General features: G+C 40.1%; 19 protein-coding genes. 12 read left to right on the top strand and 7 right to left on the bottom strand.

Annotation, left to right across the window (positions count from 1 at the left end):
• Nucleotides 1-124: 124 nt before the first annotated feature.
• The 4 genes from FTT72_RS10350 to FTT72_RS10335 all read right to left on the bottom strand — a co-directional run bounded on the left by FTT72_RS10350 (nt 125) and on the right by FTT72_RS10335 (nt 4,301).
• On the bottom strand, nt 125-949 hold the full coding sequence (locus FTT72_RS10350; RefSeq protein ID WP_180178321.1) for an HNH endonuclease: 825 nt from the start codon (nt 947-949) through the stop codon (nt 125-127).
• Nucleotides 950-1,689: 740 nt separating this feature from the next.
• Nucleotides 1,690-2,985, bottom strand: a complete 1,296-nt coding sequence (locus FTT72_RS10345; RefSeq protein WP_180178320.1) for a Y-family DNA polymerase — start codon at nt 2,983-2,985, stop codon at nt 1,690-1,692.
• A gap of 30 nt (nt 2,986-3,015) precedes the next feature.
• On the bottom strand, nt 3,016-3,597 hold the full coding sequence (locus FTT72_RS10340; RefSeq protein WP_180073948.1) for a LexA family transcriptional regulator: 582 nt from the start codon (nt 3,595-3,597) through the stop codon (nt 3,016-3,018).
• Nucleotides 3,598-3,680: 83 nt separating this feature from the next.
• Entirely contained in the window at nt 3,681-4,301 is a 621-nt protein-coding gene (locus FTT72_RS10335) for an SOS response-associated peptidase (protein WP_180118031.1), read from the bottom strand.
• 119 nt (nt 4,302-4,420) lie between these two features.
• Between FTT72_RS10335 and FTT72_RS10330 the strand changes: the two genes are divergently transcribed.
• Nucleotides 4,421-4,858, top strand: coding sequence for a hypothetical protein (locus FTT72_RS10330; RefSeq protein WP_180178319.1), 438 nt, complete (start codon nt 4,421-4,423; stop codon nt 4,856-4,858).
• A gap of 59 nt (nt 4,859-4,917) precedes the next feature.
• On the opposite strand, the gene FTT72_RS10325 is transcribed toward FTT72_RS10330, so the two are convergent.
• Nucleotides 4,918-5,577: a hypothetical protein gene (locus tag FTT72_RS10325; protein WP_180118019.1), complete on the bottom strand. Its 660-nt coding sequence runs from the start codon at nt 5,575-5,577 to the stop codon at nt 4,918-4,920.
• Between the two features lie 690 nt (nt 5,578-6,267).
• Between FTT72_RS10325 and FTT72_RS10320 the strand changes: the two genes are divergently transcribed.
• The 6 genes from FTT72_RS10320 (at nt 6,268) to FTT72_RS10295 (ending at nt 14,331) form a co-directional block, all read left to right on the top strand.
• A complete protein-coding gene (locus FTT72_RS10320; protein ID WP_180178318.1) occupies nt 6,268-7,815 on the top strand; it encodes a class I SAM-dependent DNA methyltransferase in 1,548 nt (515 codons plus the stop codon).
• A complete protein-coding gene (locus tag FTT72_RS10315) occupies nt 7,812-9,026 on the top strand; it encodes a restriction endonuclease subunit S (protein ID WP_180178317.1) in 1,215 nt (404 codons plus the stop codon). The genes FTT72_RS10320 and FTT72_RS10315 overlap by 4 nt, the downstream gene beginning before the upstream one ends.
• A gap of 53 nt (nt 9,027-9,079) precedes the next feature.
• Entirely contained in the window at nt 9,080-9,961 is an 882-nt protein-coding gene (locus FTT72_RS10310; protein ID WP_180178316.1) for a lecithin retinol acyltransferase family protein, read from the top strand.
• The gene (locus tag FTT72_RS10305) at nt 9,954-10,493 is read left to right on the top strand and encodes a DUF2939 domain-containing protein (RefSeq protein ID WP_180178315.1); all 540 of its coding nucleotides are present in this window, start codon (nt 9,954-9,956) and stop codon (nt 10,491-10,493) included. The genes FTT72_RS10310 and FTT72_RS10305 overlap by 8 nt, the downstream gene beginning before the upstream one ends.
• 38 nt (nt 10,494-10,531) lie before the next feature.
• Complete coding sequence (locus FTT72_RS10300; protein WP_257233419.1) at nt 10,532-10,996, top strand: hypothetical protein; 465 nt, start codon at nt 10,532-10,534, stop codon at nt 10,994-10,996.
• A gap of 83 nt (nt 10,997-11,079) precedes the next feature.
• Entirely contained in the window at nt 11,080-14,331 is a 3,252-nt protein-coding gene (locus FTT72_RS10295) for a type I restriction endonuclease subunit R (protein ID WP_218953487.1), read from the top strand.
• Between the two features lie 412 nt (nt 14,332-14,743).
• Here the strand turns inward: FTT72_RS10295 and FTT72_RS10290 are convergent, their stop codons facing one another.
• Nucleotides 14,744-15,043, bottom strand: coding sequence for an HNH endonuclease (locus tag FTT72_RS10290; protein WP_168378735.1), 300 nt, complete (start codon nt 15,041-15,043; stop codon nt 14,744-14,746).
• 190 nt (nt 15,044-15,233) lie between these two features.
• Complete coding sequence (locus FTT72_RS10285; RefSeq protein WP_180178312.1) at nt 15,234-17,468, bottom strand: NADP-dependent isocitrate dehydrogenase; 2,235 nt, start codon at nt 17,466-17,468, stop codon at nt 15,234-15,236.
• Between the two features lie 1,121 nt (nt 17,469-18,589).
• Between FTT72_RS10285 and FTT72_RS10280 the strand changes: the two genes are divergently transcribed.
• From FTT72_RS10280 to FTT72_RS10260, 5 genes are all read left to right on the top strand, one after another.
• The gene (locus FTT72_RS10280) at nt 18,590-19,876 is read left to right on the top strand and encodes a sensor histidine kinase KdpD (protein ID WP_180178311.1); all 1,287 of its coding nucleotides are present in this window, start codon (nt 18,590-18,592) and stop codon (nt 19,874-19,876) included.
• Between the two features lie 92 nt (nt 19,877-19,968).
• Nucleotides 19,969-22,728 carry a bifunctional [glutamate--ammonia ligase]-adenylyl-L-tyrosine phosphorylase/[glutamate--ammonia-ligase] adenylyltransferase gene (gene glnE / locus FTT72_RS10275; protein ID WP_180178310.1) on the top strand — a complete coding sequence of 920 codons (2,760 nt, stop codon included), beginning with the start codon at nt 19,969-19,971 and terminating at the stop codon, nt 22,726-22,728.
• Nucleotides 22,729-22,746: 18 nt separating this feature from the next.
• Nucleotides 22,747-23,673 carry a branched-chain amino acid transaminase gene (locus FTT72_RS10270; protein ID WP_078191262.1) on the top strand — a complete coding sequence of 309 codons (927 nt, stop codon included), beginning with the start codon at nt 22,747-22,749 and terminating at the stop codon, nt 23,671-23,673.
• A gap of 84 nt (nt 23,674-23,757) precedes the next feature.
• Nucleotides 23,758-24,645, top strand: coding sequence for a mitochondrial fission ELM1 family protein (locus tag FTT72_RS10265; RefSeq protein ID WP_180178309.1), 888 nt, complete (start codon nt 23,758-23,760; stop codon nt 24,643-24,645).
• 470 nt (nt 24,646-25,115) lie between these two features.
• On the top strand, nt 25,116-26,462 hold the full coding sequence (locus tag FTT72_RS10260) for a sulfatase-like hydrolase/transferase (RefSeq protein WP_180178308.1): 1,347 nt from the start codon (nt 25,116-25,118) through the stop codon (nt 26,460-26,462).
• Nucleotides 26,463-26,551: the final 89 nt, after the last annotated feature.

The raw sequence follows: 26,551 nt of genomic DNA, 5'->3' as shown, positions 1-26,551 counted from the left end.
GGATAATCTTTTTCAGATTCAATCAATAATTGAACCGCTCTATCTCTGATTTCAGGGGTGTATTTTACTTTTTTCATCGGGACATTCTCTCAAGAAAAGTGGTCTCCGACAAACCCGGTACGGTTCATAGCTTCATACTGGATGAGATACCAAGTTGATCTAATGTATCCTTGCTAAGTTTAGGGCTAATCATGATTAATCCAGAATCATCAAAGCTAATGAGGCCTTTATCAAAAGCTCGATCTAATGTTGGCGATAGCAGTAAGCCATTGAATGGATCAAGGCGAGATTTAGTGTTCTCACTCCATGGGATTATATGTGAAGCTATAAGAAGACTGTCATTATCGCAACCAGTTACAGAGCAGCCTTGCCAATGTTTCCAAAGATCCTGTCTAAATTTACTTTGACCTAGTCTAACTTTAACTAATGCGTTGAGCTCAGTTGGAGGTAAATTTGATTCTTGCTCAGATACAAACATATCCTCACTTTCAGAAAAGTCACTTGTCTTTTCAGGAGTTATCTCAGAATTTTTGGAAACCTCTAGGTCTAGTATAATTTTGCAGAAAGTAACTACTGCAGGATGGTTTTCAAAGTTTAATGTAGTAGCTTGACCTGATCCACTTTCATTTATAGGAAATCCTACAAAACTAGTTTTTGATTCAATATTTTCATTTAAGTATATTCCCATTGGTTTGAGTCTAACCTGCCATTCTTTAAGTAGTTTTCTCTTCGAGAGCAAATCTAAACTTTCGAATTTAGGTATTAGGTAATGTGGGTGAATTGCCAAAACATATTTAGTATTAAGGCTTTGCTCTTCTAATGGTTTGACATATACAGCATATGCAAGATTAGTATGATTTAGCCGTTGGACTTTTTTGTTAGTTTGCTTTGAAGGTTCTTCAAACCCTAATGTAATCATTGAACTAAATAAATTTTCTCTAGTTAACATTTTTATCTTCTTGCTTTTGGGTTGATATGGGGTGACACATTCCACACTTAAATCAATTACTAAACTTGGAAAGGTGAATAACCAATCTTCATTGAATCTACATGTGTCAGGTAGCTATTAAATTGATTATGTACATCAGCATTAGGTTTGCAAGAAGAATTCTACTAGGCGTGAAAATTAGCCTAATGATGAAAATAAGCCAATAAAAAACAGCCAGATGGATCTAGCCATCTGACTGCTAATTTTGTGGTGCAACCTAAGATTAGCTTTCACAAGCTAAGCCTTAGCTCGAAACTTGCAACACAACAACCGAAAAGGTTTAGTTAAGTTAGAGCTCGTTTGTAGGCGACGCAAGTATTTTATAGAGAATTTTCAATACAAAAGTTTTGAGAAAAATGCTCACATTACTACGAGGGTAGGGTTCTTACATTTGAACACCCCATACCCCCATCTACCCCCCCATACCTCTATTCAGAAAAGGATTCTTTAGGGTAGAAAACACAAGACGAATTGATTTGGTTGATGTCCTATTTTTGACTTGTTCAACACAAGGTTGGACAGTCCACCTGCCACCCCCTTTACATATTAGGAAAGCCAATGTTAGACATATTGCTATGAATAGGTCTCAGTGTGATACCAATTATTGCTCTAACTATCTCAGGCTGAGACAGTTAGCATTCATTAGATATCAATGTGAGACACTTGAGATGAGCAACTGCACAATCCATAGCAATATCGGTTTATTTAACAACAAGTAGTTGATCCCATTGGAAGTAGTTCTGGGTCAGTCTATCGCGTGCCATATTCCATGTTCTATTAGGTAGCATACTTGCTCCAAGGCCCAGCTTCTTCTTCCCATATTTTGTATGGATGGCTTCGAGAGAATCCATCAAGCTATCACTTAATGCAATGGTTTTCATATCAGTGAAGATATCAAAGGAGTGGCTGCTCTTAGGCTCTAAGCATGTAAGGATAACGCCACACTTCTTGTATGCAATATCTTTGGTAAACAGTCCATCTATCATTGCAGTGGCAAGCTTAGAAAGCACTAAGACGTTATCTGTTGGTTCAGGTAATGGAAGTGATAAAGACTTATTGTAGAAGGGTTTTGATGTATCGAATGGATTAGATTGAACGAAACCAATTAGACAGCCACATAACAATCCGTCATCTCTTAAACGATGTACTGCATCTTGAACATAAAAGGTCATCGCTTCTTTAAGATCATCAATGTGATATACACGTTGTCCAAAGGAACGACTAGCTATGATCTGTTTCTTTGCTTCAGGTGTATGCTCCAATTCAATGCATGATAAGCCATGCAATTCTAGAATTGTTCTGTGCATTACTATTGAAAATTGGTCTTTGATCATGAGAGGGGAAGCCATAACAAAATCAAGTACAGAGTGAATGCCTAAGCTATTCAGCTTCTTTGTATGCTTTCTACCAACTCCCCAAATTTCACTTACATCAATGCGGCTGTAGAGAGCTTCAGTAGAGCAAGGGTCCATTGAAACCAGATTACATACACCATTAAGGTAAGCATTCTTCTTAGCAATATGGTTGGCTATCTTGGCTTCTGTTTTGGAGCGGCCTATACCAATGCAAGCCGGTAAACCAAGCCATTTAAGTAAGCGCTGTAGAATTTGTAAGGCATACTCTGTGAGGTCGTGGTTTGCAGCATAAGCTGTGAGATCGAGAAAGCATTCATCAATGGAGTAGATCTCTTGTTCTTGTGGTGTAACAAAATCAGAGAGTATCTTCATAAACCTGCGCGACATCTCTGCATAAAGTGCATAGTTACTTGATAGCACTACGACTTGGTGCTTCTCTACGATGTCCTTAATTTGAAAGAGTGGGACACCCATTTTGATGCCTAAATCTTTAGCTTCTTGAGAACGTGCAACAGCACAACCATCATTGTTTGATAAGACAATAACAGGTCTTCCATTCAAGCTAGGTCTAAAGACTCTTTCACAACTGACATAGCAGTTATTGATGTCTACTAAAGCATAGATTCGATGTTTACGATTCATGTCATGAAACCAAAATGAAAAGGTTCTGTATTACTTATGCTTTTTGAATGACTTTAATACGAAGGTAACAACTCCCCACACAACTACTTCCTGCCCATCATGAAAATGGATGTTTGGATAATCTGGATTTTCAGCTTTAAGCCAACGGTTTTTTCCTTCTTCGATCATTAGCCGTTTGACAGTAAATTCATTATCAATCCATACGACTACGATGTCTTCGTGTTTAGCTTCTAGGCTACGATCTACTACAAGTTCATCATTAATGTCGATACCAGCACCTAGCATTGATTGAGAGGAAACAGTTACGACGAATGTTGCTGCTTCATTTTTGATGAGGTGCTCATTCATATCGAGCGTTTGTTCAATATAGTCTTGAGCAGGGGAAGGAAAGCCAGCAGAAACTTTTTCAGAAGCGAGCGGAATTCGCATAAATGTAGTTGGGTCAACCTGAGTAATGGATGCTACATCGTTAAAGATAGGTTTCTTGTTTTCAGCGAGGAAATGCTTTATTTCAATAACTTTAGATTCGGGTACTCGGATGACTTTAGTTGGTTCTTCATATAAGGCTTTGCGCCCTGATCCTTGTCGACTGCCACCATGATTACTAGTCATAAGACCCTCACTTGAAAAAGTTACATAATCAAATGTTAGATTATGTAGTTTGATTCATACAAGCTTGATCTGATGAGTGGTAGTTACCTTGGCATGTGTGATGAAGTGAATTCTTTAGGATTCATGAGCTTAAAAAATTGTGGAGCATCTTCAAAATTACAGTGAAGCCAGTCATCTCTAAGTTCATTTGGTATAACGATAATCGAGCGTTTTTCATCTTCTGGTTTATGGAAATGAGACATCAATGAGTGCTCTTCTGCATTGATGGTAAGCATGGACATGGAGCGTACCTGTTGCCCATTTAGGAGGATATTTTCATATATGGCTGCTACCATAAAAGGTAAGCCATCATCTCTGTATATGCCCCATCTTTGGGCTTTGCCATTGACATATTTAGGTTCATAAATTGTTTGAACTGGGATGAGTGCGAACTGACTTCGATACCAAGCATTCCTGAAACTTGGCTTTTCATGTACTGTCTCAGTACGAGCATTGTAAGTCATACGACCTATTTTCATGTCCTTGGCCCACTTTGGTATCAATCCAAACTTAACGGATCTCCATTCGATTCCTTCTTTACCTGCAAAGATGAGAGGGCTATCACTTAACGGGTAGAGGTCATCACTGAAAACCAAATTCATAGGTTCTGGTAGGTTAAGTAGCTTCGCTTGATTTGGTCTTATAGGTCGGAAATTAGCACACATGAAAACCCCCGTTTTGCTCATCATAGAAGGCAATAGTTTCATCGAGTGTAATGCCGCACTCCGTGCGGTGAGAGTGAGTCTTTGAAGCTCATTCATTTATCGTTAAAGGAGTTGCCCGCATGGACATTTCAACAATTACAACAGTTACATTAACAGAAGCTGAAATTCAAGAAGCTGTTAAACAATACATTCAAAATAATGGTTTGGATTTAGAAAACAAGGACGTTGAATTTACAACTCAATTACCTAAGGAAATCCAGATTGTCGTCTCCAAATCTATTACCAAAGACAGCGCAAATCATGTCTTAAAATCAACTGCTCAGCCAGGAATACCAAATGTGAATCAATTTGCATTAGAGCAAAAGCCATTAATTCAAAATAAGGATGCGAATTCAGAGCAACATGAAGTATCAACTCCAAGTCACCCTATAAAACGTCGCAATCCTTTTGCTCTTGATGACGAAAGTCAATCCACTAATACACCTACACAAACCAGAAATTCATTTGAGGAAAGTAAATTAATGCCATCAAAACCTCCAAAAGGAATTTTTGCTTGAATTGAACATTGCTGATTTGAAGATGCAATTACCTAAATGAATCACCAATATAGTTGAAGTTAGAAAGTTAACGTGCGCTTCAAATTCTTTGGTGGAGTTTGTGTGATTTCATCTTCTTCGTCATCAAATTCAATTGGAGTGGTCATCATTCCTGCAGTTGGGAGGCTTAATTTCAGTGTTTCTAATTGTTCCACTGATTTAGAGTTACTTTGATTCTGAATCTTGCTTTCAACGGAGTGTAAATCCATTTTCAATTGATTCCAACGTAACTCTACAGAATCATAATGTGAGTATTCAGGGATGATGGCTTTAGGATTGATGAGTAGATAACCGCGCTTTATATCGCAAACTAACTGATGTTCCTTTAATTCAGACCTGCATTTTTTCAATCTATTCTTATCAGTTTCATTAAAATCATGAACAGCTAGATTTACGATATTTGTGCGTGAATCTCTCAATGAAACCAATTTCCAAAAAAATGCTAATGTTGTTGGTTTGAGTTGTAGGAAGATACTTGTAACATCAAGACCTTCTGTGAACTTTCTCTCTTTAATAGAATGATCATAAAAGGATGTATATCCTTTTCGACCAATACAAAAATACGGAGCAGTCCTGTATTGCTGGTTTTTTAGCTTGGTCATTTGTAGAGTTTCACCACCTTCAAGTGAAACTAAATCAGTTTTTAAAGTATCTGTGAGCTGGCTTGCATCAATTGACATTGTTTACCTCGGTATAGCACAACAGCATGGTAAGTACCTGTGACGCACTTATCTGCTATGTGAAAGTGCTTATTTAGATACAGAAAACTTACCTAAGTGTTTGATAATATTGTATGGATGAACGGCATAAGTATATATAGAGGACGAAAGAGTCTCTAATAAACTACCGTTTCAGAGAGCGAAGCTCCCGAACCATTACTATCTATATGCTATAAGGGTAATTCTCTAATCTATAGCATGCCTATAGTTTTGGGGAGAGTTTGGTGTGTTGGTGTACAGCTTTGAGATGAACTGACTATATGATGATCACTTGTGAGAGTTAAGTTGGTTCTATGGCCAACCTATATGATGTCTATGACCTTTCATCTACTTTCCCCATTAACCTTCGTCATAAGTACTGCGTACTTCTTCCTCGTTATGGGGACGTAGATGAAAGGCCTAAACTTCTTCCTAAGGAATGTTAATAGCATGGTCCCCATTACTCGGTTAAGTTTACAACCACCTTCAAGTCCATAGTGCGAAGCACGGAGGACGAAGGAGGAGGGTTGTAAACTTAAGCTAAGTGCATAACAGTAAAAAAGGATAATGTGATATGCGACAAATCATGTCTTTATCCTCTTACGTACGTACTCATTATTCGTTACTATTCAAAACCATAACAAAACACTAATTATGTAATCAGGATTCAACATGGCTCGTGCTCCAAAGCAAACCAAACAAGAACCACTCGAGGTTGTACTGTGGAAAGCAGCAGATAAGCTTCGTAAGAACATTGATGCTGCAGAGTACAAACATATTGCTCTTGGTTTGATCTTCCTCAAATACATCAGCGACACATTCGAAGCTCACTACAATCTTCTCGTACAAGGTGAGGGTGAATTTGAAGGAGCTGATCCAGAAGACCGTGATGAATACACTGCATACAACGTATTCTTTGTTCCTGAGAATGCACGTTGGTCATACCTCTTAAACCAAGCTAAGCAACCGACCATCGGTAAGATTGTCGATGATGCAATGGAAGCCATTGAGAATGACAACCCGCAGTTGAAGGGTGTACTTCCAAAAGTATATGCACGTCAGAATCTCGATCCTACGAGCCTAGGAGAGCTGATTGATCTGATTGGTAACATTGCATTAGGTGATGCGAAATCTCGCTCTGCCGACGTTCTAGGGCATGTATTCGAGTACTTCCTTGGTGAGTTTGCATTAGCTGAAGGTAAACAGGGTGGGCAGTTCTACACACCTAAATCCATTGTAAGTCTATTGGTCAATATGCTTGAGCCATATAAAGGTCGTGTATTCGATCCTTGCTGTGGTTCAGGGGGTATGTTTGTACAGTCTGAGAAGTTCGTAGAATCTCATCAGGGCTTAGTGGATGACATCTCGATCTATGGACAAGAGAGTAACCAAACCACTTGGCGACTCGCTAAGATGAACTTAGCCATTCGTGGCATTAACTCAGAGCATGTGAAATGGAACTCTGAGGGTTCATTCCTGAATGATGCACACAAAGACCTTAAAGCCGATTACATCATTGCGAATCCACCATTCAACGTCTCTGACTGGAGTGGTGAGCAATTAGTAGGTGATGCTCGCTGGCAGCTTGGTACACCACCTGCAGGTAATGCGAACTTTGCTTGGATGCAACACTTCTTGTATCACATGAGTCCTAAAGGTCAGGCAGGTGTCGTCCTTGCTAAAGGTGCGCTTACCTCTAAGACCAGTGGAGAGGGTGAGATTCGTAAAGCCTTGGTTTCTGAAGCCAATGTCATTGACTGTATTGTGAACCTACCTGCTAAGCTTTTCCTGAACACTCAGATTCCTGCTGCTTTATGGTTTATGCGTCGGGATCGTGTTGGTTCAACCCAATACAAAGATCGTAGCAATGAGATCCTATTCATTGATGCTCGTAACCTAGGTCATCTGATTAACCGCAGAACCAAGGTGTTGTCTGATGAAGACTTGAAGCTAATCACTGACACTTACCACAATTGGAGAAACCAAGATGGTGAGTATGAAGATGTAGCAGGTTTCTGTGCATCTGTACCACTAGAAAAAGTGGCTGAGCTTGATTATGTACTCACCCCAGGTCGTTATGTTGGTTTAGCTGATGACGAAGATGAATTCGACTTTAAGGAACGCTTTACTAGCCTTAAGGCAGAATTTGAGGCACAGCTTGCTGAGGAAGCCAAGCTCAATCAAGCCATTGCTGAGAACTTGGCGAAGGTGACTGTATGAGTGAGTGGGGCAACTTTAAGCTAAAGGATGTTACGACCAAAATTGGTAGTGGCTCAACACCTACAGGCGGTAGTGGTGCATACAAAACAGAAGGTATCTCATTAATCAGAAGCCAAAACGTCTTGGACTACAAGTTTACTGAAGATGGTTTGGCTTTCATTGACGATGATCAAGCTTATGGCTTAAGAAATGTGATAGTTGAAGCCAATGATGTACTGCTAAACATTACAGGTGATAGTGTAGCTCGCTGTTGTGGAGCACCTACTAATTGGTTGCCTGCTCGTGTAAATCAGCATGTGGCTATCTTGCGAAGTAACCCTGCGAAACTTGATCATAGATTCTTGAAGTATTCCTTGCTGGCTTCAAAAGAAGAGCTTCTCATTCTGTCTGAAATTGGTGGAACAAGAAATGCCTTAACAAAAGGTATGCTTGAAGATTATGAAATTTCGCTTCCTCCGCTACCTGAACAGAAAGCCATAGCCTCAGTCCTTTCATCACTTGATGACAAGATTGACCTACTGCATCGTCAGAACAAGACCTTGGAAGCCATGGCTGAAACACTGTTTCGTCAATGGTTTATTGAGGAAGCGAAAGAGGATTGGGAAGAAGTTACTTTAGCTGATGTATGTACTCGTATTACTGATGGATCGCATAGTAGCCCTGCATCAGTTGAGGAAGGGTATCCAATGGCTTCTGTAAAGGACATGTACGATTGGGGCATTAATCAAGCTACCTGTCGTAAAATCTCTAAAGAAGATTATGAAGCTTTAGTACAGGCAGACTGTAAGGCATTGCAAGGTGACATTCTTATTGCAAAAGATGGTAGCTACCTTAAACATGTTTTCCTATTGGAAGAAGGCTTAGATGTTGTTTTGTTATCATCTATTGCTATGCTGCGACCAAATGGTCGATACAATCCAATGCTCTTAACCTTATTCTTAAAGCTAGATTCAACTCATGAATCAATGCAAAATATTGTTACTGGGGCTGTAATTCCAAGGATTGTATTAAAAGACTTTCGTAAGTTTCCAATACAATTACCGCCTAAAGATTTGCAGGATAAAGCTATTGGAATTGTTAAGCCAATCTTTGATAAATGTTGGGAAAATAATCGACAAATCCAAACATTAGAAAACCTAAGAGACACGCTTCTACCAAAGCTCATGAGTGGTGAAGTGAGAGTCCAATATCAAACAGAAGAAGTTGCATAACATTTAGGTGAAGTCATTTGATGACTTCACCTTTTTTACATTCAGGGGGATGAATGGCTGATCTGAAATCAGGAACACACATCAAAGTAACACTGCATGGGGTTTCCTATCATGGGATATATGTAGGTAACGGCTTTGTGGTGCATCTTGAAGAAACAACAGATTCATTGAGTGGTAATGAAATCAAGAAATCTACTATCAAGGATTTTTTGAAGGGTACATCAACACTGTACAAAATTAAGTACCCTAATACATTACTCCACTATACAGGTGAAGAAGTTGCTCAACGTGCATCAGCTCTACTAAATGGTGGTCACAATAGATTTGTAAAGAAAAGCAGTGAGAATTTTGCAGTATGGTGTTGTACAGGAATTAAGAGTCATCAAGAGCTAAACCAAACTCGCTCTATAAGAAAAGCCATAAGATTTTCAAGAAAAGTTATTGAACAACTCAAAGAGCAAGAATTTCTTGATGTAAAAATTGAGATCATAGACTCAATAGACTCAATAGACTCAATAGACTCAATAGACTCAATAGCCGATATTGTCGTAGAAACAATTTCAAGTATCCCTCTAGATCAAGTAGCCGTTGGTGCTATAGGAGCTGTATCGAATGGTGCTTCATCGGTGGCTTCAGGAGTGACGAGTACTATAACTAATGCAACAGCTTCAGCATCGACAGCAATTGCTAATACTAGTATCCAATCAATTGTAACTGCTGTGGGTGGAGGTGGTGTCGCTGCACTCCCTGTTGTTAGTGCAATAGGTGTTGGTGGAGCTGCAGTTGGTGCAGTTGCAGGTGTGGGAGCTGTAGTTGCAGCAGCACCTGTTGCTATTCCTTTAGCAATTGGTGTGGGATTATTGGCTCTAGTTAGAAGCTCAAGTAAAGATGTTGAAAGCAAGAGAAATGAACTAGATAGGAATAAGAATGAATAAGAAATTTATAGGGGCAATCATAGCTCTAGTCGTAGTGATCTGTGGCTATTTGTATGCAACACCATACCTTGCTATCAATAACATCAAGAAAGCAGCGCAGGCAGGTGATAGCGATACAGTATCGAAGTACATCGACTATCCAAGTGTTCGTCAGAGCTTCAAAGATCAAATGAACGCCATGATGATGAAAGAGATGGCAAACCAAAAAGATGATGGTTTTGCAGCACTAGGTGCAATGCTCGCATCAACCATGGTCGACAAGATGATTGATGGGATTGTCACACCTGAAGGTATGACCTTGATGCTACAAGGTAAAGACTTAAAAGACTCAGCAGAGCAGTCAATGGGTGGCCAAGATTCATCAAACCAAGAAAAAGAAGAACCTAAGCCAGAATATGAAGCGGGCTACACGTCCCTAAATGATTTTGAGGTGGTCATTAAAGATCAGGATCAATCCAAAGAAGTCAAAGTGCTCATGGTTCGTGATGGCTTAAGTTGGAAGATTCACAAGATCGCTGTGCCGATGGATTAAGTAGAAGAGAATAAGAGGGAAACAGAATGATAAAGCACATGACTCAAATGGGATTTGGCTTGATTGCTGTAGTTGGCTTTGCTGCCACTGTCCAAGCAGCGCCAGCTAAATTCAATCATAGCGGTATACAAAAAGGTAAAGTCATAGAAACTTGTTATCACTCTCCTTGTTCAGTCGCCAAGTTTGTCTCTTACAAACAACTGAACAAGACAGCGACAGAATCCAAGATTCAAGTCACCTTGCTGGGCGGTAGTCGTGAGTGGGAAGCCAAGAAAATTGACTGGAACAGATCGCCACATAAAGTCACTGTGAATTGCTCATACAAACGACCAACAGTTCAGATTGGTTCACAAAAGACTCTGATTCCACTCAATGATGGTTTAGGTGTACCAGGTGTTCTAATGGTTGATGCTGAACTCTACCTCTATGCTTGTCATAAGTTTGAGGGAGCTATTGAGGATGCTGTGCAGAAGTATGGCTATAACGTGCAGGACGATGAATAAGGTTTCTCAACTTTACATCAGATAACAATTAATGAGTCCTGGCTTTATGGACAAATTTAGGGGGAAGTATTCAAGTGACTAAGATGACTGAATCAGACATTGAGCTGATGGCGATAGAGCAACTAGAGGGATTGGGCTATACCTATGTGTATGGGCCTGATATTGAATCCAAGGGAAGCAACCCTCTACGAAGCTATAAGCAGGTCATCTTAGAGGCTAAGGTGCTAGAGGCATTACAACGTCTAAATCCTCATTTGAGCGAAGAAAAATGTATTGAAGCGCTCAAGCAAATCACTAATCTCTCATCCCCTGATTTACTCACCAATAACCAAGCCTTTCACCGGTTGCTGACTGAAGGCGTAAACATCGAAGTCAGCAAAGATGGTAACACTCAAGGTGAATATGCTTGGCTGATTGACTTCAACAATCCAAGCAACAATGAATTCCTTGTAGTAAACCAAGTCACCATACGAGAAGACCGTTGGGAACGAAGACCTGACATCATCCTCTATGTGAATGGTTTACCTTTAGTGGTTATTGAGCTCAAGAATGCTACCGATGAGAATGCCACTGTAGAAGGCGCATATAAGCAGATCCAGACTTATCAGAGCCAAATCCCAAGCCTATTTACCTACAATGCCTTCAACATCATCTCTGATGGCTTAGAGGCGAAAGCAGGGACGGTATCAGCAGACCTGAGTCGTTACATGGCGTGGAAGACTTCTAATGGTCAAACCAAAGCCAAGAAGACACAGGCACAGCTTGAAGTTTTGATTCATGGTTTACTCAATCCAGTGACACTGCTCGATATGATCAGACACTTCATTGTGTTTGAATCCAATAAGCAAGAAGATGCCAATGGCTTAATCACTATTAAGACCATCAAGAAGATGGCTGCATACCATCAGTACTATGCAGTGAATGCAGCAGTCCTCTCTACTATTCGTGCGTCTGCAGTTAATTCGGACTCGAAATCAGCCGAACTAGCGATGCAACAGCAAGGCAGAAGCAAGCTGGAGCTGGTGCAGCAACAAGCAGTAGGTGATAAGAAAGCTGGTGTGGTGTGGCATACCCAAGGTTCAGGTAAGTCCCTGTCTATGGTGTTCTACACAGGCAAGATTGTCTTGGCATTGGATAACCCAACAGTTGTGGTGATTACAGATCGTAATGACTTAGATGACCAACTCTTTGGAACCTTTGCAGCATCAAGCCAATTATTGCGCCAGACACCAAAGCAAGCAGAGAATCGAGAAGAACTTAAAGAACTCCTCAAGGTTGGATCAGGTGGTGTGATCTTCACAACCATTCAGAAGTTCCAACCTGAAGATGGTGGTAGCGTCTACGAGCAACTCTCAGACCGAACTAACATTGTCGTGATTGCTGACGAAGCACATCGTTCACAGTATGGTTTCAATGCAAAAGAAGTCGATGTCAAAGACGATGATGGAAAGGTAGTGGGTAAGCGTACTGTCTATGGTTTTGCCAAGTACATGCGTGATGCTTTACCAAATGCCACTTACCTTGGCTTCACTGGAACACCTATTGAGAAGACTGATGTAAACACGCCTGCAGTATTCGGTAACTATGTAGACATCTATGACATCTCACAAGCTGTAGAAGATGGTGCAACCGTTCGTATCTTCTATGAAAGCCGACTGGCTAAAATCGCTATTAGTGATGAAGGTAAGGATCTTATTGAGGACTTCGACGAACAGTTCAGTGAAGACGACTTAAACCAAACACAAAAAGAGCGTGCGAAGTGGGCGAGAGTTGAAGGACTGATCGGCAGTAAAGAACGTATCAAAGCCATCGCTAAAGACATCGTAGAACACTTTGAACAACGTCTTGTTGCCAATGCAAACCAAGGTAAAGGCATGATTGTCAGCATGTCTCGTCGCATTGCTGTGGACCTCTACAACGAGATTGTAGCGATCAAACCAGAATGGCATAGCGATGACTTGCACGATGGTGTAATCAAGGTCGTGATGACCTCATCTGCTTCGGATGGTGAAGAAATTGCCAAGCACCATACAACCAAGCAGCAACGCCAAATCCTGGCTAATCGTATGAAGGACAACGATGACAAACTGAAGCTCGTCATTGTGCGTGATATGTGGCTGACTGGTTTCGATGCACCGAGTATGCATACGCTCTACATCGACAAACCAATGAAAGGTCATAACCTCATGCAAGCGATTGCACGAGTGAACCGTGTCTATAAGGACAAGATTGGTGGACTTGTTGTTGATTACCTTGGTATTGCATCTGATCTGAAAGAAGCCCTCTCATTCTATTCTGAAGCAGGTGGTAAAGGTGATCCAGCCTTAGTGCAGGATGAAGCTGCAACCATTCTTCAAGAGAAGCTCGAAGTGATTGATGGCATCATGCATGGCTTCAATTATCAAGAATACTTCACAGCGAATACCTCTCGTAAGCTCAACATTATCCTAGAAGCAGAAGAGCACATCTTAGGTGTAGACCAAGGTGAAGGTAAGACTCGCTTCCTGACAGCAGTCGCTGCGATGTCACAGGCATTTGCTTTAGCAGTACCGCATCCACATGCGATGGAAGCAGCTCCTGTCGTTGCATTCTTCCAAGCAGTCAAAGCACGATTAGCAAAGTTTAGTGATGGTTCAGGCAAAATCTCAGGTATGAGTAATGCTGAGCTTGAAGCCAAGGTGAAACAAACCATTGACCAAGCACTTGTCACAGAGCAAGTAGTCGATATCTTCGATGCAGCAGGAATCCAGAAGCCAGACATCTCAATTCTCTCCGATGAGTTCATGCAGGAGATGAAAGGCTATAAGCACAAGAACATTGCGCTTGAGACATTGAAAAAGCTCCTGGGTGATGAGATCAAGATGAGAGAGCAGCGAAGTGTGACCCAAGGTAAGAAGCTCATGGATATGCTGAGTTCTGCAATTAAAGGTTATCAGAACAAGGTGCTGACAGCGGCCCAAGTAATTGATGAGCTGATTAAGTTAGCTAAAGCAATTCAAGAATCGGACAAACTGGCAGAAGAACTCAACCTGACTGAATACGAATATGCTTTCTACTCTGCAGTTGCAGACAACGACAGTGCTCGAGAGTTGATGCAGAAGGATATTCTCAGAGAACTTGCAGTGGTACTCACAGAATCAATTCGAAAGAATGTTACTTTGGATTGGACTGTAAAAGAGTCAGCAAGAGCTAAGTTGAGAGTAGTAGTGAAACGGTTGCTTAAACGCTATGGCTACCCACCTGATATGGCTTTGCTTGCAACAGAGACAGTGCTTGAACAAGCAGAGCAATTGGCTGATGAATTAGCTAATTCAGACCAAACAACTGCTGCATGATACTGTTTGGTTATTATGCGGACATTTGAATCATTATTGGTAATAGACATCCATGAAGACATCCAAGGTGGGCTGTTAATTTGATAAGTTAATGTAAATCAATAAGATGATGTGTCGGTTCGAGTCCGACCCTCGGGACCAAAATTCTAAAAAACCCCAAGCTTATTAAGACTTGGGGTTTTTTTTATGTCTAAAAGTAATGACTTATATAAAATTTCTAGAAAATTTCCAATGATTTCACTAGCCACGTTTCAGGTGGTCACTTCGTAAAATGAGTACTCGGATGAGTACCTGAATTTTGTTTGGGTACTCATGGTGGAATCAGATACTAAGCTTAAATTATTAGATCAATACAATAATCAAATGTGATTGATCGGGTGTCTTATAGGGCTTGTAGTATTTAAAAGCTTTATTAACTATCTAAAGCTACTTTGATGACATCTGCAATTGTCTCAGTGTTGACACCTCTTTTTCGAGCATTCTCAGAGTGGAACCAAGTTGCTAAGTCTTTATTGCCTTTAGATGCATTGCAGCCAACACAGCACAATGCAATATTGGTTAAGGTTGTAATTCTTATATCGTTGATAATGTGTTCCCAAGACTTCTTGTTGGCTCTTTCAGTGCCAAACTTTTTGCCGCAATATACACAGCACAGGTCTCGCTCCGAGACCGCATCTTCTATGTGCTTTGGTATTCCCCATGAATTTGCCATTTTAGGTTTTCCTTATTTTATGGCTATAGTTGAATGAAAAATCCTAACCTTTGATAAATCACATTTATAAAATTTAGATCTAAGCATTAAATGAAAGAGTTGTCATAATACTATAGAAATGAGGGTATAAAAAACCAGCGCCGAAGCGCTGGTTTTTTACATCACTAACTTACGTTAGTTTTGCATCAACTTATTGAGCAGCATCAAGAGCAGCATTCAAAGTTGCGCTTGGACGCATTACAGCATTTACTTTCGCTGTATCTACAGCGTAGTAACCACCGATGTCCGCAGCTTTACCTTGAACTTCAGCAAGTTCTGCAACGATTTTTTCTTCGTTGTCAGCAAGTGCTTGAGCAAGAGGAGCGAATTTCGCTTTAAGATCTGCATCTTCGTCTTGCGCAGCAAGTTCTTCAGCCCAGTATTTAGCAAGGTAGAAGTGGCTGCCACGGTTGTCAAGTTCGCCAGTACGACGTGATGGAGACTTGTCATTGTCAAGCAATTTACCAGTCGCAGCATCAAGCGTATTTGCAAGAAGTTTAGCTTTCGCGTTGTCTTCTTTGATGCCCATTTCTTCAAGAGAAACAGCAAGCGCCAAGAACTCACCTAAAGAATCCCAACGTAAGTGGTTTTCTTCTACAAGTTGTTGTACGTGTTTAGGCGCAGAACCACCAGCACCAGTTTCGTACATGCCGCCACCAGCCATTAGAGGCACGATAGAAAGCATTTTCGCAGAAGTACCCAATTCCATAATCGGGAATAAGTCTGTTAGGTAGTCACGTAGGATGTTACCAGTTACAGAAATTGTATCTAGGCCGCGAGCAACACGTTCAAGTGTATAACGCATAGCACGGACTTGTGACATGATTTGAATGTCTAAACCAGTAGTGTCGTGCTCTTTCAAGTAAGTTTGAACTTTCTTGATCAGTTCATTTTCGTGTGGACGGTACGGGTCAAGCCAGAAGATCGCAGGCATGCCTGAGTTGCGTGCACGAGTCACAGCAAGTTTCACCCAGTCGCGGATTGGTGCGTCTTTCACCTGACACATACGCCAGATGTCGCCTTCTTCCACGTTTTGAGACATCAACACTTCACCTGTTTCCAGATCCGTGATGTTGGCAACACCCGCTTCAGGAATTTCGAAAGTCTTGTCGTGTGAACCGTATTCTTCCGCTTTTTGCGCCATCAGACCAACGTTAGGAACTGTACCCATAGTGCGTGGGTCAAAGTTACCATTCCATTTACAGAAATTGATCATTTCTTGGTAGATACGCGCGAAAGTAGATTCAGGCATTACAGCTTTACAGTCGTACTGTTTGCCGTCAGCACCCCACATTTTACCGCCACCACGGATCATTGCAGGCATAGATGCATCTACAATTACGTCATTAGGTGAGTGGAAGTTAGTGATGCCTTTTGCAGAATCAACCATTGCAAGTGCAGGACGGTGTTCTTGGCAAGCATGTAAGTCAGCAATGATTTCTTCACGAAGAGAAGTCGGAAGAGTTTCAATTTTTTCGTAAAGACCAGACATACCGTTGTTGATGTTAATACCTAACTCATCAAACAATTTACCGTGTTTTTCGAATGCATCTTTGTAGTAAATCTTCACACAGTGACCGAAAACGATAGGGTGAGACACCTTCATCATGGTCGCTTTTACGTGTAGAGAGAACAAAATGCCTGCTTCTTTACAATCATCTAATTCTTTTTCGTAGAAGTCGCAAAGTGCTTTTTTGCTCATGAACATTGAGTCAATGATTTCGCCGTCTTGAAGCGCAACTTTTGGCTTAAGAACAACAGTTTCACCAGACTTAGTGATCAATTCCATTTTTACGTTGCGAGCGCGGTCTAAAGTCATAGACTTTTCGCCGTGGTAGAAGTCACCTTCGTCCATGTGAGAAACGTGAGTTTGTGACCACTGTTTCCATTCGCTCATAGAGTGCGGATGTTTCTTCGCGTAATTTTTTACTGCAGTAGGCGCACGACGGTCAGAGTTACCTTCACGAAGTACAGGGTTTACAGCAGAACCTAGGCATTTGCTATAACGTGCCTTGATTTCTTTTTCTTCCTCAGTCGCTGGGTTTTCTGGGTAGTTCGGAATTGCAAAACCTTTAGACTGTAATTCTTTAATGCAAGCAGTTAATTGGCCAACTGAAGCACTGATGTTCGGAAGTTTGATAATGTTTGTGCTTGGATCTTGGGTTAATTGTCCAAGCTCTGCCAAGTTATTTGGCACCTTTTGTTCTTCGCTTAGATAGTCTGAAAATTCAGCGAGTACACGTGCTGCAACTGAGATATCGCGTTTAACGATTTCAACGCCAGCAGGTTTAGTAAAGGTTTCAATGATCGGCAGCAGAGAGTAAGTCGCCAATAATGGCGCCTCGTCGGTCAGTGTGTAGATGATAGTTGACTTTCCACCAGCCATATATAGCCCCTTGCTTTAGATTGTGTCTTTGAGGTCCGAGCTTGTGGCTCGCCTCTATGAACCGATTTGCTTAAATAAAACTATGAAAGTATCGGGGTTCATTGCTTTTCAGTCAACGCAAGATCCTGTGATGTGGTCATTTCGTAGAAAAATGATACAAAAGAAGTGCAGTTTGACGCCCAATTTTAGCGCAAAACCGAGAAGGGGAATATTGAAAGCTTGTTATTCATAGCTTAAAGCTATTGAACAATTAAATTTATATCGTTTTCTTGGGCTGATCTGTTCTTTATGGCTCGTTCGAAATTTAGTTGTAAAGCAAAGCGTAGGACAGGTCAAACCGAATGCCTTAGCTTTTAGGTGTAGATTTGGTGCGTAAGTTCGAAAATTAGTCAGGATTGGTGACTTTATAAAAGAACGACGTGAGTTTGATGCTACGTTTGACTTTGAGCGCTCTCGGAATGTTTATACGATAACTTATATATCTGATGAATAAGGCATGGCTATTTTTTAGCTTCAGTCATTTGGGTGAATGAGTTCATGTACAGTAGAAGCATGAAACGAATCTTTAGCTCAGTTTAATAAAGTAAAAGCGAGCAGGTATGGTTTAACGCTCAAATGACACACACAACTGATAAAAACTAATAAATTAGTCTAATAGAAAAACTTAAAAATAGATTCATTTAGTGTAGCTGACTGAAACGAGCATCCTGATGAGCAATCTGGTCGTAGAATAATCATAAAACTCACTATTTTTTGTGATGTAGTTAAAGAAAATTAAACCCAGTTTTTTAGGTCTTATGTAAGTGAATATTTCTTTTAGTCATGTTTTTAGTTTGAATAAAACGCGAAAAGTACGATTTAAAATAAACAGTCAATAAAATTTAAATTAATTTAAGTTTCTAATTTTATTGTTTTAATTTTTGTTTTACCTTTAATGTTATGTTCTTTATAGATATTTTTATTTTCTAATTGGATGAAAGTTCGATTAAATAGCGCATTCGTAAATGATGTTTGTTTTTTTGTTGGGTTTTGTTGTTGAGTGTTTGGGCTATTTTTGCTATTAATCTTGAACAGAACAGTTGGTTTTTATCTTTAAGATAAACCCTGAGGAGAGCAACGGGATGGCTTTACGTTTACTGGATATTGGTACACAAACCGAATTATTAACTGCCTGTCGTTTGTCTTTATTGATGGGGGTTTATACGGACGACAACCGCATTGCAGAATTTTTAAAGTTCGCGCGTGGTATTGTGCAAGTCGATAATGCTGTCCTCGCATTTAAAAATGAACCTTATATATGGTATGCGTCAGAGCACATATTTAAGGCATTTATGGCCGAAGCTGATGATGATCGTCTAGATCAGTTTTTTGCTGAACGTTCTCGTATAGACCGAGACGCTGAAAATTACCAAGCTTATTCTAACTATATGCAAGAACTTGGATTAGGGCATCAGCGTTTAGTCGCTTTCGATTTAAAATATGATCAAGAATCTATCGGTAAAGTTATTTTATTTGATGATCAAGTCACTGCATTTGAATCCAAACAATTAAAAATCGTTGAAGAATTTGTACAAAGTCTAGTCAATATTATTCAACTTCGCGTTGAAAATGCCGAATTAAAAGAAGCCTATGAACAGCAGTCGGCACTTAATTTTAGTAAGACTAAATTTTTCCAAATTATTGCGCATGATTTAAGAGCACCTTTTCATGGTCTATTGGGCTTTTCTGAAGTTTTGGCGCAGGAACGCAATACCTTAGATGATTCAAGCGTTCAAAATATTGCAGACTATTTATATGACACCACACAGTCGACGTATAACCTTTTAGAAAGCTTATTAAACTGGGCTATGGCAGAAGGTGGTCGCTTTGTTTATCACCCGATTAATTTTGATTTACATCAGTCTGCAAAAATCGTAAGTGATGTCTTAAATAGCTTGGCTGTGAAGAAAAATATTCGACTGATCAATGCCGTGCCTGAAGGCATTAAAGTCAATGCAGATATCAATATGATCACATCAGTGATGCAAAATTTGGTGTCAAATGCATTGAAATTTACTCATACCGATGGACGAGGTGTGGTGACGATTTCTGCCGAACAAGATGGAGAACGGGTTGTATTCACCATTCAAGATACGGGATTGGGGATGACCCAAACTCAGATTGATGATTTATTTCAGCAAAAACTGACGGTTAGTATTAAAGGTACGGCAGGAGAACGTGGTACGGGGTTGGGTTTAGTCCTTTGTAAACGTTTTGTGGACTTAAATCAGGGTGAAATTGTGGTGAACTCGAAAGAAGGTGAAGGCACACAATTTAAAGTCTGGTTGCCACAGGCGACGAGCCTGCATCAAACCCTAAATACCGAGAGCAGCAGTGCACAGAAAGATGCGACCTTAAGTGAACTTTAATGCGCATCTATTGGTATAAAAGCCTAAAAATACTTTTCCCTAAGCGTTATCAACTGTTATAACTAGAAAAAAATCACGCTAGGGTTTGTGAAATGAATGCGGAGCAATTGCAGAAAACATTACGTGCCAGTCAATATGCTGAACAGGTGCTCGGAATCCATCAGGCCAGTTTAGAACAAGACTATGCAATTGATCAGTTTCAAACCTCGCTCAGTACAGCACAAATTCAACATTTTGTCGCAAGCAGCCTTGCCGATATCCAAGATGAAAATAGTTGGATGCGTGCAATTCGTGTGCTGCGCGCACGTCTCATGTTTCGTTGGATTTGGCAAGATGCCAATCAACTCACCGATGTCGTCACCTTAACTCGAGAGCTTTCAGACTTTGCCGATGCGTCCATCTGTGCGGCAAAAGATTTTGCACTAAAGCCGTTGATTGCGAAATATGGCGAACCGCTAAGCTATAAGGGGAAAGTTCAAGACCTGATTGTGGTTGCCATGGGAAAACTGGGTGCGCAGGAACTTAATCTTTCAAGTGATATTGATCTTATTTTTGCCTTTGATGAACAGGGTGAAACCAACGGTCGAAAATGTATTGATGTGCAGCAGTTCTGTATTTTATGGGGCCAGAAATTAATTTACTTGCTTGACCATATTACCGCAGATGGTTTTGTCTTCCGTGTAGATATGCGCCTTCGCCCATGGGGTGATGGTTCTGCCTTGGCAATCAGTCATGCGGCATTAGAAAAATATTTAAGCCAGCATGGACGCGAATGGGAACGCTATGCCTGGATTAAGGCACGGATCGTCACGGGCGGTAAAGAAGGCGCCGAGTTACTGGAAATGACCCGACCTTTCGTCTTCCGCAAATATGTCGATTACACCGCTTTCGAAGCTATGCGTGACATGAAAGCCATGATCGAACGTGAAGTGCTACGTCGTAATATCGAAGAGGATATTAAACTCGGTGCAGGCGGAATTCGTGAAGTTGAGTTTATTGTTCAAGTCTTTCAGCTCATCTATGGCGGTTCAAAACTCGAGCTGCAAGATCGTCAGTGTTTGGTGAGTCTGCATCATTTAGGTGAAGTTGGATTATTAGAAAATACCGCGGTTGCTGATTTAGAAGATGCGTATTTATTTTTACGTCGTATTGAACATGCGATACAAGCGCTCAATGATCAGCAAACCCAATCGTTGCCCCATGAGCCTGAACCACGCCAACGTATTTTAGATACTTTAGGTTTTGCATCTTGGGATGACTTTTTGAATGTACTCAATCAGAAGCGTGCCAAAGTCATTTACCAATTTGAGCATCTTATTAAAGAAAAAGAACCCGATCCGTTATTGGAAAGTTTTAGTCATTTAGAAGCCCAGTTGAACGATGTTCTAGATGATGATGCCAAAAATTTAATTCACGAATTTTGGTATGGACATGCGCTGAAAAAATTACCTGCCAAAGCTGTACAGCGCTTAAAAACCTTTTGGCCACATCTCATTGAGGCGATATTACAGTCAGATAAACCTCAGGTGGCCTTACTACGTCTCATGCCTTTGGTGGAGTCGGTGCTGCGCCGTACGGTCTATTTGGTGATGCTGATTGAGAGCAAAGGGGCATTACAACGATTAGTGAAAATGGCAACAGTGAGTCCTTGGATCTGCGAAGAATTGACGCATTATCCCGTGCTGTTGGACGAGTTTTTGTCGATGGATTTTGAGCTGCCAAAGCGTAAAGATTTAGAAGACTCTCTACGTCAACAACTGCTTCGAATTGAAATTGATCAAGTCGAAGACCAAATGCGTGTTCTTCGATTATTTAAAAAATCCAATGTCTTAGCAGTAGCTGCTAGTGATGTTTTGGCAGAAAGTCCGTTGATGAAAGTGTCGGATGCATTGACCGATATTGCTGAAGTGTCGGTGAATGCAACCTTGCATTTGGCATATCAAATTGTTGCCAAAAAACATGGCTATCCAATTGATGCAGAAGGGCAGCGTTGTTCGATTGATCACACGGCTTTCGCGGTAATTGGCTATGGCAAGGTGGGTGGCATCGAGCTGGGTTATGGTTCGGACTTGGATTTGGTGTTTATTCACTATATGGATGAACAAGCCGATACCGATGGACAGAAACCAATTAGTGGCTTTGAATTTGCCATGCGGGTTGCACAAAAATTTATGTCCTTAATGACCACGCAAACCCTAGATGGTCGAGTGTATGAGGTGGATACACGTTTACGACCTTCGGGAGAGGCGGGGTTATTGGTGACCAGCTTAAAAGCCTTTGAGCAATATCAACATAAAAATGCTTGGGTCTGGGAGCATCAAGCTTTAGTACGTGCCAGAACGATTGCAGGTGAGCACAGTTTACGGATTGAAATTGAAAACTTGCGCTGCAATATTTTGACTCAGCCACGCGATGAGAACAATGTTCGTGCAAAAGTGCTAAAAATGCGCCAAAAAATGAAAGACCATCTAGGTTCTTCTAAAGAGCAGCAAAAAGATGGAATTTTTCATTTAAAACAAGATGCAGGTGGTATCGTTGACATCGAATTTATGGCACAGTATGCAGTATTAGCATGGAGTGGGTCGAATCCCGATCTCGCCCATTACTCTGACAACGTACGAATCCTTGAGGATGCCGCAAGAACGGATTGCTTATCCAGCGCCGACGCGACAGCATTGATTCAAGCTTATCTCCGTGAACGAGCCGAGAGCCACCGTTTAGCACTTGCGAATCAATCCATGCAAGTTTCAGCTGACGATTGGCACGATACCCGAGTGGTCGTTTGCAAGCTATGGCAAAGATTAATTGATCCAACTGCAACGTTTGCATTGGATAAAAATGACTGTGTATAAAAATTTGGAGTGTGTGCCATGAACTTGGCTGATCGTGATGGTTTTATTTGGCAAGATGGACAATTAGTTGACTGGCGTGAGGCGAAAACTCACGTATTAACACATACATTGCATTACAGCATGGGTGTGTTTGAAGGCGTCCGTGCTTATGAAACTCCGAATGGAACGGCTATTTTCCGTTTAAAAGAACACACTAAGCGTTTATTAAATTCTGCAAAAATTTATCAAATGAAAGTCCCATTTGATCATGCAGCATTAGAACAAGCTCAAATTGATGTGGTTCGTGAAAATAAATTGGCTTCTTGCTATTTACGCCCAATTATTTTTATTGGTTCAGAAAAATTAGGTATTGCAGCAACTGACAATACAATTCATGCCGTTGTTGCTGCATGGAGCTGGGGTGCTTACCTTGGTGATGAAGCGATGGCGAAGGGTATTCGTGTTAAAACGTCTTCATTTACGCACCATCATCCAAACGTGACCATGTGTAAAGCAAAAGCATCTGGTAACTATACTTTGTCAATTCTTGCCCACCAAGAAGTGGCACATGCTGGCTATGACGAAGCAATGTTACTCGACCCACAAGGTTATGTATGTCAAGGTTCAGGCGAAAACGTATTCTTAGTTCGTGATGGCGTGATTCATACTCCTGACATCGCGGGTGGTGCACTTGATGGTATTACCCGTCAAACCATTATTACGATTGCGAAAGACCTTGGTTTTGAAGTGGTTGAACGTCGTATTACACGTGACGAATTCTATATCGCTGATGAAGCATTCTTCACAGGTACTGCTGCTGAAGTGACGCCAATCCGTGAATATGATGACCGTCAAATTGGTGAAGGTTGTCGTGGTCCAATCACTGAGCAAATCCAAACTGCATTCTTTAATGCGGTTCAGGGTAAAGACCCTAAATATGCGCACTGGTTAACTTACGTAAAATAAGCTGATCGGTTAAGATGAAAAGGCGAAACTAAGTTTCGCCTTTTTTATTGGCTTGAAGATATTGAATTTTTTTGGAACGAGACTATGCATATTGTTTATGTCAGTGATGGTAAAGCAGGACATCGCTCACAGGCTCTAGGTTTATTTAAGGCCATGCAGCGCCAATCTCAGGAAGCAGTCACATTTCAAGAAATTTCAATTGATGATTTGCCTATAGTGACACTTATTTCTGCGCTATTTAGCCATCAGCTTCATACTGTTGAACACGAGCCAACCTATATTTTTGGCGTCGGCAGCCATACACATTTTCGAGTATGGCTGTTGGGCAAAGTGTATAACAAAGCCAAAACCATTATTTTAATGAAGCCAAGCTTGCCGTTTGCATGGTTTGATTATGCAGTAATTCCACAGCACGATGGTATTCAGGCATCAAATAAAGTACTGACCACACAGGGTGCGTTAAATCCTATTGTGAATGAGGAGCGACATCAGCATGGTCGAATCCTGATCGCTTTGGGTGGCTCGTCAAAACGCCATCAGTGGAATGCGGCTAAAGTACTCCAAGCGATTGAACAAATAGTCGAGCAGAATCCAAATTCACAAATCATTCTGACCACTTCACGGCGCACACCACAAGCGTTTTTAGCAGAATTAAAACAGTTAAAGAATATTGAAAAAGTACAGATTTTCCCAGTTGAAGTCACTCCGCAAGGTTGGATTTTCGAAGAAATGCAAAAAGCTGAAGCGGTTTGGGTAACTGAAGATAGTGTTTCAATGATTTACGAGGCTCTCACCGCGGGTTGTAAAGTCGGGGTAATTGAAGTGGATCGACTCAGACATGATCGAATTACAACATCTGTCGATCACCTTTTTCATCAACAGTATATTACTCATTTTACTGCCTTGTCTAAGTTAGCTCAACCACAATATTTTGCTGAAGCAACTCGAGTTGCAGTTGAAATATTCAAATAATGAACAGATTCTTTAATATAAACATCTAGATAAATTAAGATACTAAAATGCAGTGACTAACGCTTACGCTTTTTTTGAACAATATCAATAAAATAAATGATGGAAAAAAAGCCGTAACTTAAGTACAGTGGTGTTCAAAATTTGTATCTAAGGAAAATAGCAGCAAGTCCTGATACAAGAACATTATCGGAGATAGGAATGACATTGCTTCTACATAAAAAGAGTGTAATTCACTTTTTTTATACATTTTTTTTAGTGCTTTTTTTGGGGGGGCAGAATACTTTTTAACAAAGAATGGCGTAGTAAGTATTGAGTTCTCAAAATATGTTGAAAGTTACATATTAGTTTTCATTTTATTTTATCTCAGTTTATTATCTGGGTATAAAACTTTTTCCTTAATTGTAACTAACTTTATTATTTACATTATTGGTTCCAATATTGTTTTTTTGACCTATTTTGGCCGTTTATTAATGCCTTATGATATTAGTCAATTTTTTTATGAATTTGCCGATATTATGGGAGGATTGTCTGGTGGAATAAAAATTTTCCTTATTCCGCTGTGTCTATATTTACTGCTGATTGTTTTAAATACTATTTATATTTTGAAATATGTAAACAATAAAGAAGCAGGATATAAAAAATACCTCTTTTTTATGGTTGCCGTATTAGGTTTAATGGGACTTATGATTCCAGCCTTAAAGGGAAAAGTCTTTGAAAATAATCTACATTACCCAGTTGTGAGAAATACCATTAATTGTATTTCCAGCTTTTTAATTGGAAGCAGTAAATCTTTATTTTCAGAACCTGAAGCTAAAAAAGTATATTCAAAATACAGTGTTGAAAATATTGATACAGTGCAAGACTTTAATGTGATTGTGGTCGTTGGTGAAAGTACTACATTTAAACATTTGGGCTTATATGGTTATGAAAGGCAAACCACCCCATTTTTGAGCTCACTTAATGGGCAATCAGGTTTTAAATATTTTTATGGCATCAGTCGAGGTTTTTCTACACGTATAGGTGTTCCACTTTTGCTTAATGTTATTTATGAACCAGATAATGCTGAGCAGTTATTATCCATGCAAACAAATTTATTTACGCTTGCTAAAGAGACTGGCCGCAATACCTTATACCTATCTAATCAAAAATCTGGCGTTCTCGCATCTTTAGTAAACATGAAAGATATTAATCAATTTCATGATGTTTTCTCTAAAGAAATGCCAGAGAATACAACTGATATGCGATTAATAGAGTTGATGGAAAAGAAGAAAGAGGCTTTAGTGAAAACGCCATATTTTATGGTTCTGCACCAGCGTAATAGTCATTTTGCATATGAAGAAAACTACCCGCAGGCTTATAATTTTTATACAGGCAATAAAGATGAGTTTTCAAAATTAGTTGATACTTATGATAACTCAATGCATTTTCAAGATGATTTTTTTAAAGCCTTGAGAGCCTCAGCTCAAAGAGTGAGTTCTAAGCCAACGCTTATTTTCTATACATCAGATCATGGTGAGTTATTTGGTGAGAATAGTTTATGGGGACATGGAACTCCAATTTTGCAGTCCGCTGCTGTGCCAATTCTGATGTTTGGGGTCAACGGTGCTGAAAAATGGGTAGATGATCTTCAATATTCAAATTGTTATATGACAAATTATGAATTGGGTAAAATTGTTGCTGCTTCATTTGGACGTAAAATTATTAATCCAAATGAAAATAACGATCAAATTTTTATTAATATTAATTTACCGCTGGATAGCTCTAGTAAATTTATAGAAGTAAACGCTAAAGAAGCCAAAGCCTTATGTTCACAATAAGGCAGCGCTCAATTTAAAAGGGACTTAAAAACTGATTTCTATTCAATATAGAATTCAGTTTTTTAATGGAATTTTAAATACACAATACG

The sequence above is a fragment of the Acinetobacter sp. YH01005 genome (assembly GCF_013420465.1).
Lineage (GTDB): Bacteria > Pseudomonadota > Gammaproteobacteria > Pseudomonadales > Moraxellaceae > Acinetobacter > Acinetobacter amyesii.
This window is presented reverse-complemented; position numbering and strand designations above follow the sequence as displayed.

Excerpts from the sequence above, each read along its gene's own strand:
- FTT72_RS10350 (WP_180178321.1), bottom strand. The coding sequence starts at position 949 with ATGTTAACTAGAGAAAATTTATTTAGTTCAATGATTACATTAGGGTTT.
- FTT72_RS10345 (WP_180178320.1), bottom strand. The coding sequence starts at position 2,985 with ATGAATCGTAAACATCGAATCTATGCTTTAGTAGACATCAATAACTGC.
- FTT72_RS10340 (WP_180073948.1), bottom strand. The coding sequence starts at position 3,597 with ATGACTAGTAATCATGGTGGCAGTCGACAAGGATCAGGGCGCAAAGCC.
- FTT72_RS10335 (WP_180118031.1), bottom strand. The coding sequence starts at position 4,301 with ATGTGTGCTAATTTCCGACCTATAAGACCAAATCAAGCGAAGCTACTT.
- FTT72_RS10330 (WP_180178319.1), top strand. The coding sequence starts at position 4,421 with ATGGACATTTCAACAATTACAACAGTTACATTAACAGAAGCTGAAATT.
- FTT72_RS10325 (WP_180118019.1), bottom strand. The coding sequence starts at position 5,577 with ATGTCAATTGATGCAAGCCAGCTCACAGATACTTTAAAAACTGATTTA.
- FTT72_RS10320 (WP_180178318.1), top strand. The coding sequence starts at position 6,268 with ATGGCTCGTGCTCCAAAGCAAACCAAACAAGAACCACTCGAGGTTGTA.
- FTT72_RS10315 (WP_180178317.1), top strand. The coding sequence starts at position 7,812 with ATGAGTGAGTGGGGCAACTTTAAGCTAAAGGATGTTACGACCAAAATT.
- FTT72_RS10310 (WP_180178316.1), top strand. The coding sequence starts at position 9,080 with ATGGCTGATCTGAAATCAGGAACACACATCAAAGTAACACTGCATGGG.
- FTT72_RS10305 (WP_180178315.1), top strand. The coding sequence starts at position 9,954 with ATGAATAAGAAATTTATAGGGGCAATCATAGCTCTAGTCGTAGTGATC.
- FTT72_RS10300 (WP_257233419.1), top strand. The coding sequence starts at position 10,532 with ATGACTCAAATGGGATTTGGCTTGATTGCTGTAGTTGGCTTTGCTGCC.
- FTT72_RS10295 (WP_218953487.1), top strand. The coding sequence starts at position 11,080 with ATGACTGAATCAGACATTGAGCTGATGGCGATAGAGCAACTAGAGGGA.
- FTT72_RS10290 (WP_168378735.1), bottom strand. The coding sequence starts at position 15,043 with ATGGCAAATTCATGGGGAATACCAAAGCACATAGAAGATGCGGTCTCG.
- FTT72_RS10285 (WP_180178312.1), bottom strand. The coding sequence starts at position 17,468 with ATGGCTGGTGGAAAGTCAACTATCATCTACACACTGACCGACGAGGCG.
- FTT72_RS10280 (WP_180178311.1), top strand. The coding sequence starts at position 18,590 with ATGGCTTTACGTTTACTGGATATTGGTACACAAACCGAATTATTAACT.
- glnE (WP_180178310.1), top strand. The coding sequence starts at position 19,969 with ATGAATGCGGAGCAATTGCAGAAAACATTACGTGCCAGTCAATATGCT.
- FTT72_RS10270 (WP_078191262.1), top strand. The coding sequence starts at position 22,747 with ATGAACTTGGCTGATCGTGATGGTTTTATTTGGCAAGATGGACAATTA.
- FTT72_RS10265 (WP_180178309.1), top strand. The coding sequence starts at position 23,758 with ATGCATATTGTTTATGTCAGTGATGGTAAAGCAGGACATCGCTCACAG.
- FTT72_RS10260 (WP_180178308.1), top strand. The coding sequence starts at position 25,116 with ATGCCTTATGATATTAGTCAATTTTTTTATGAATTTGCCGATATTATG.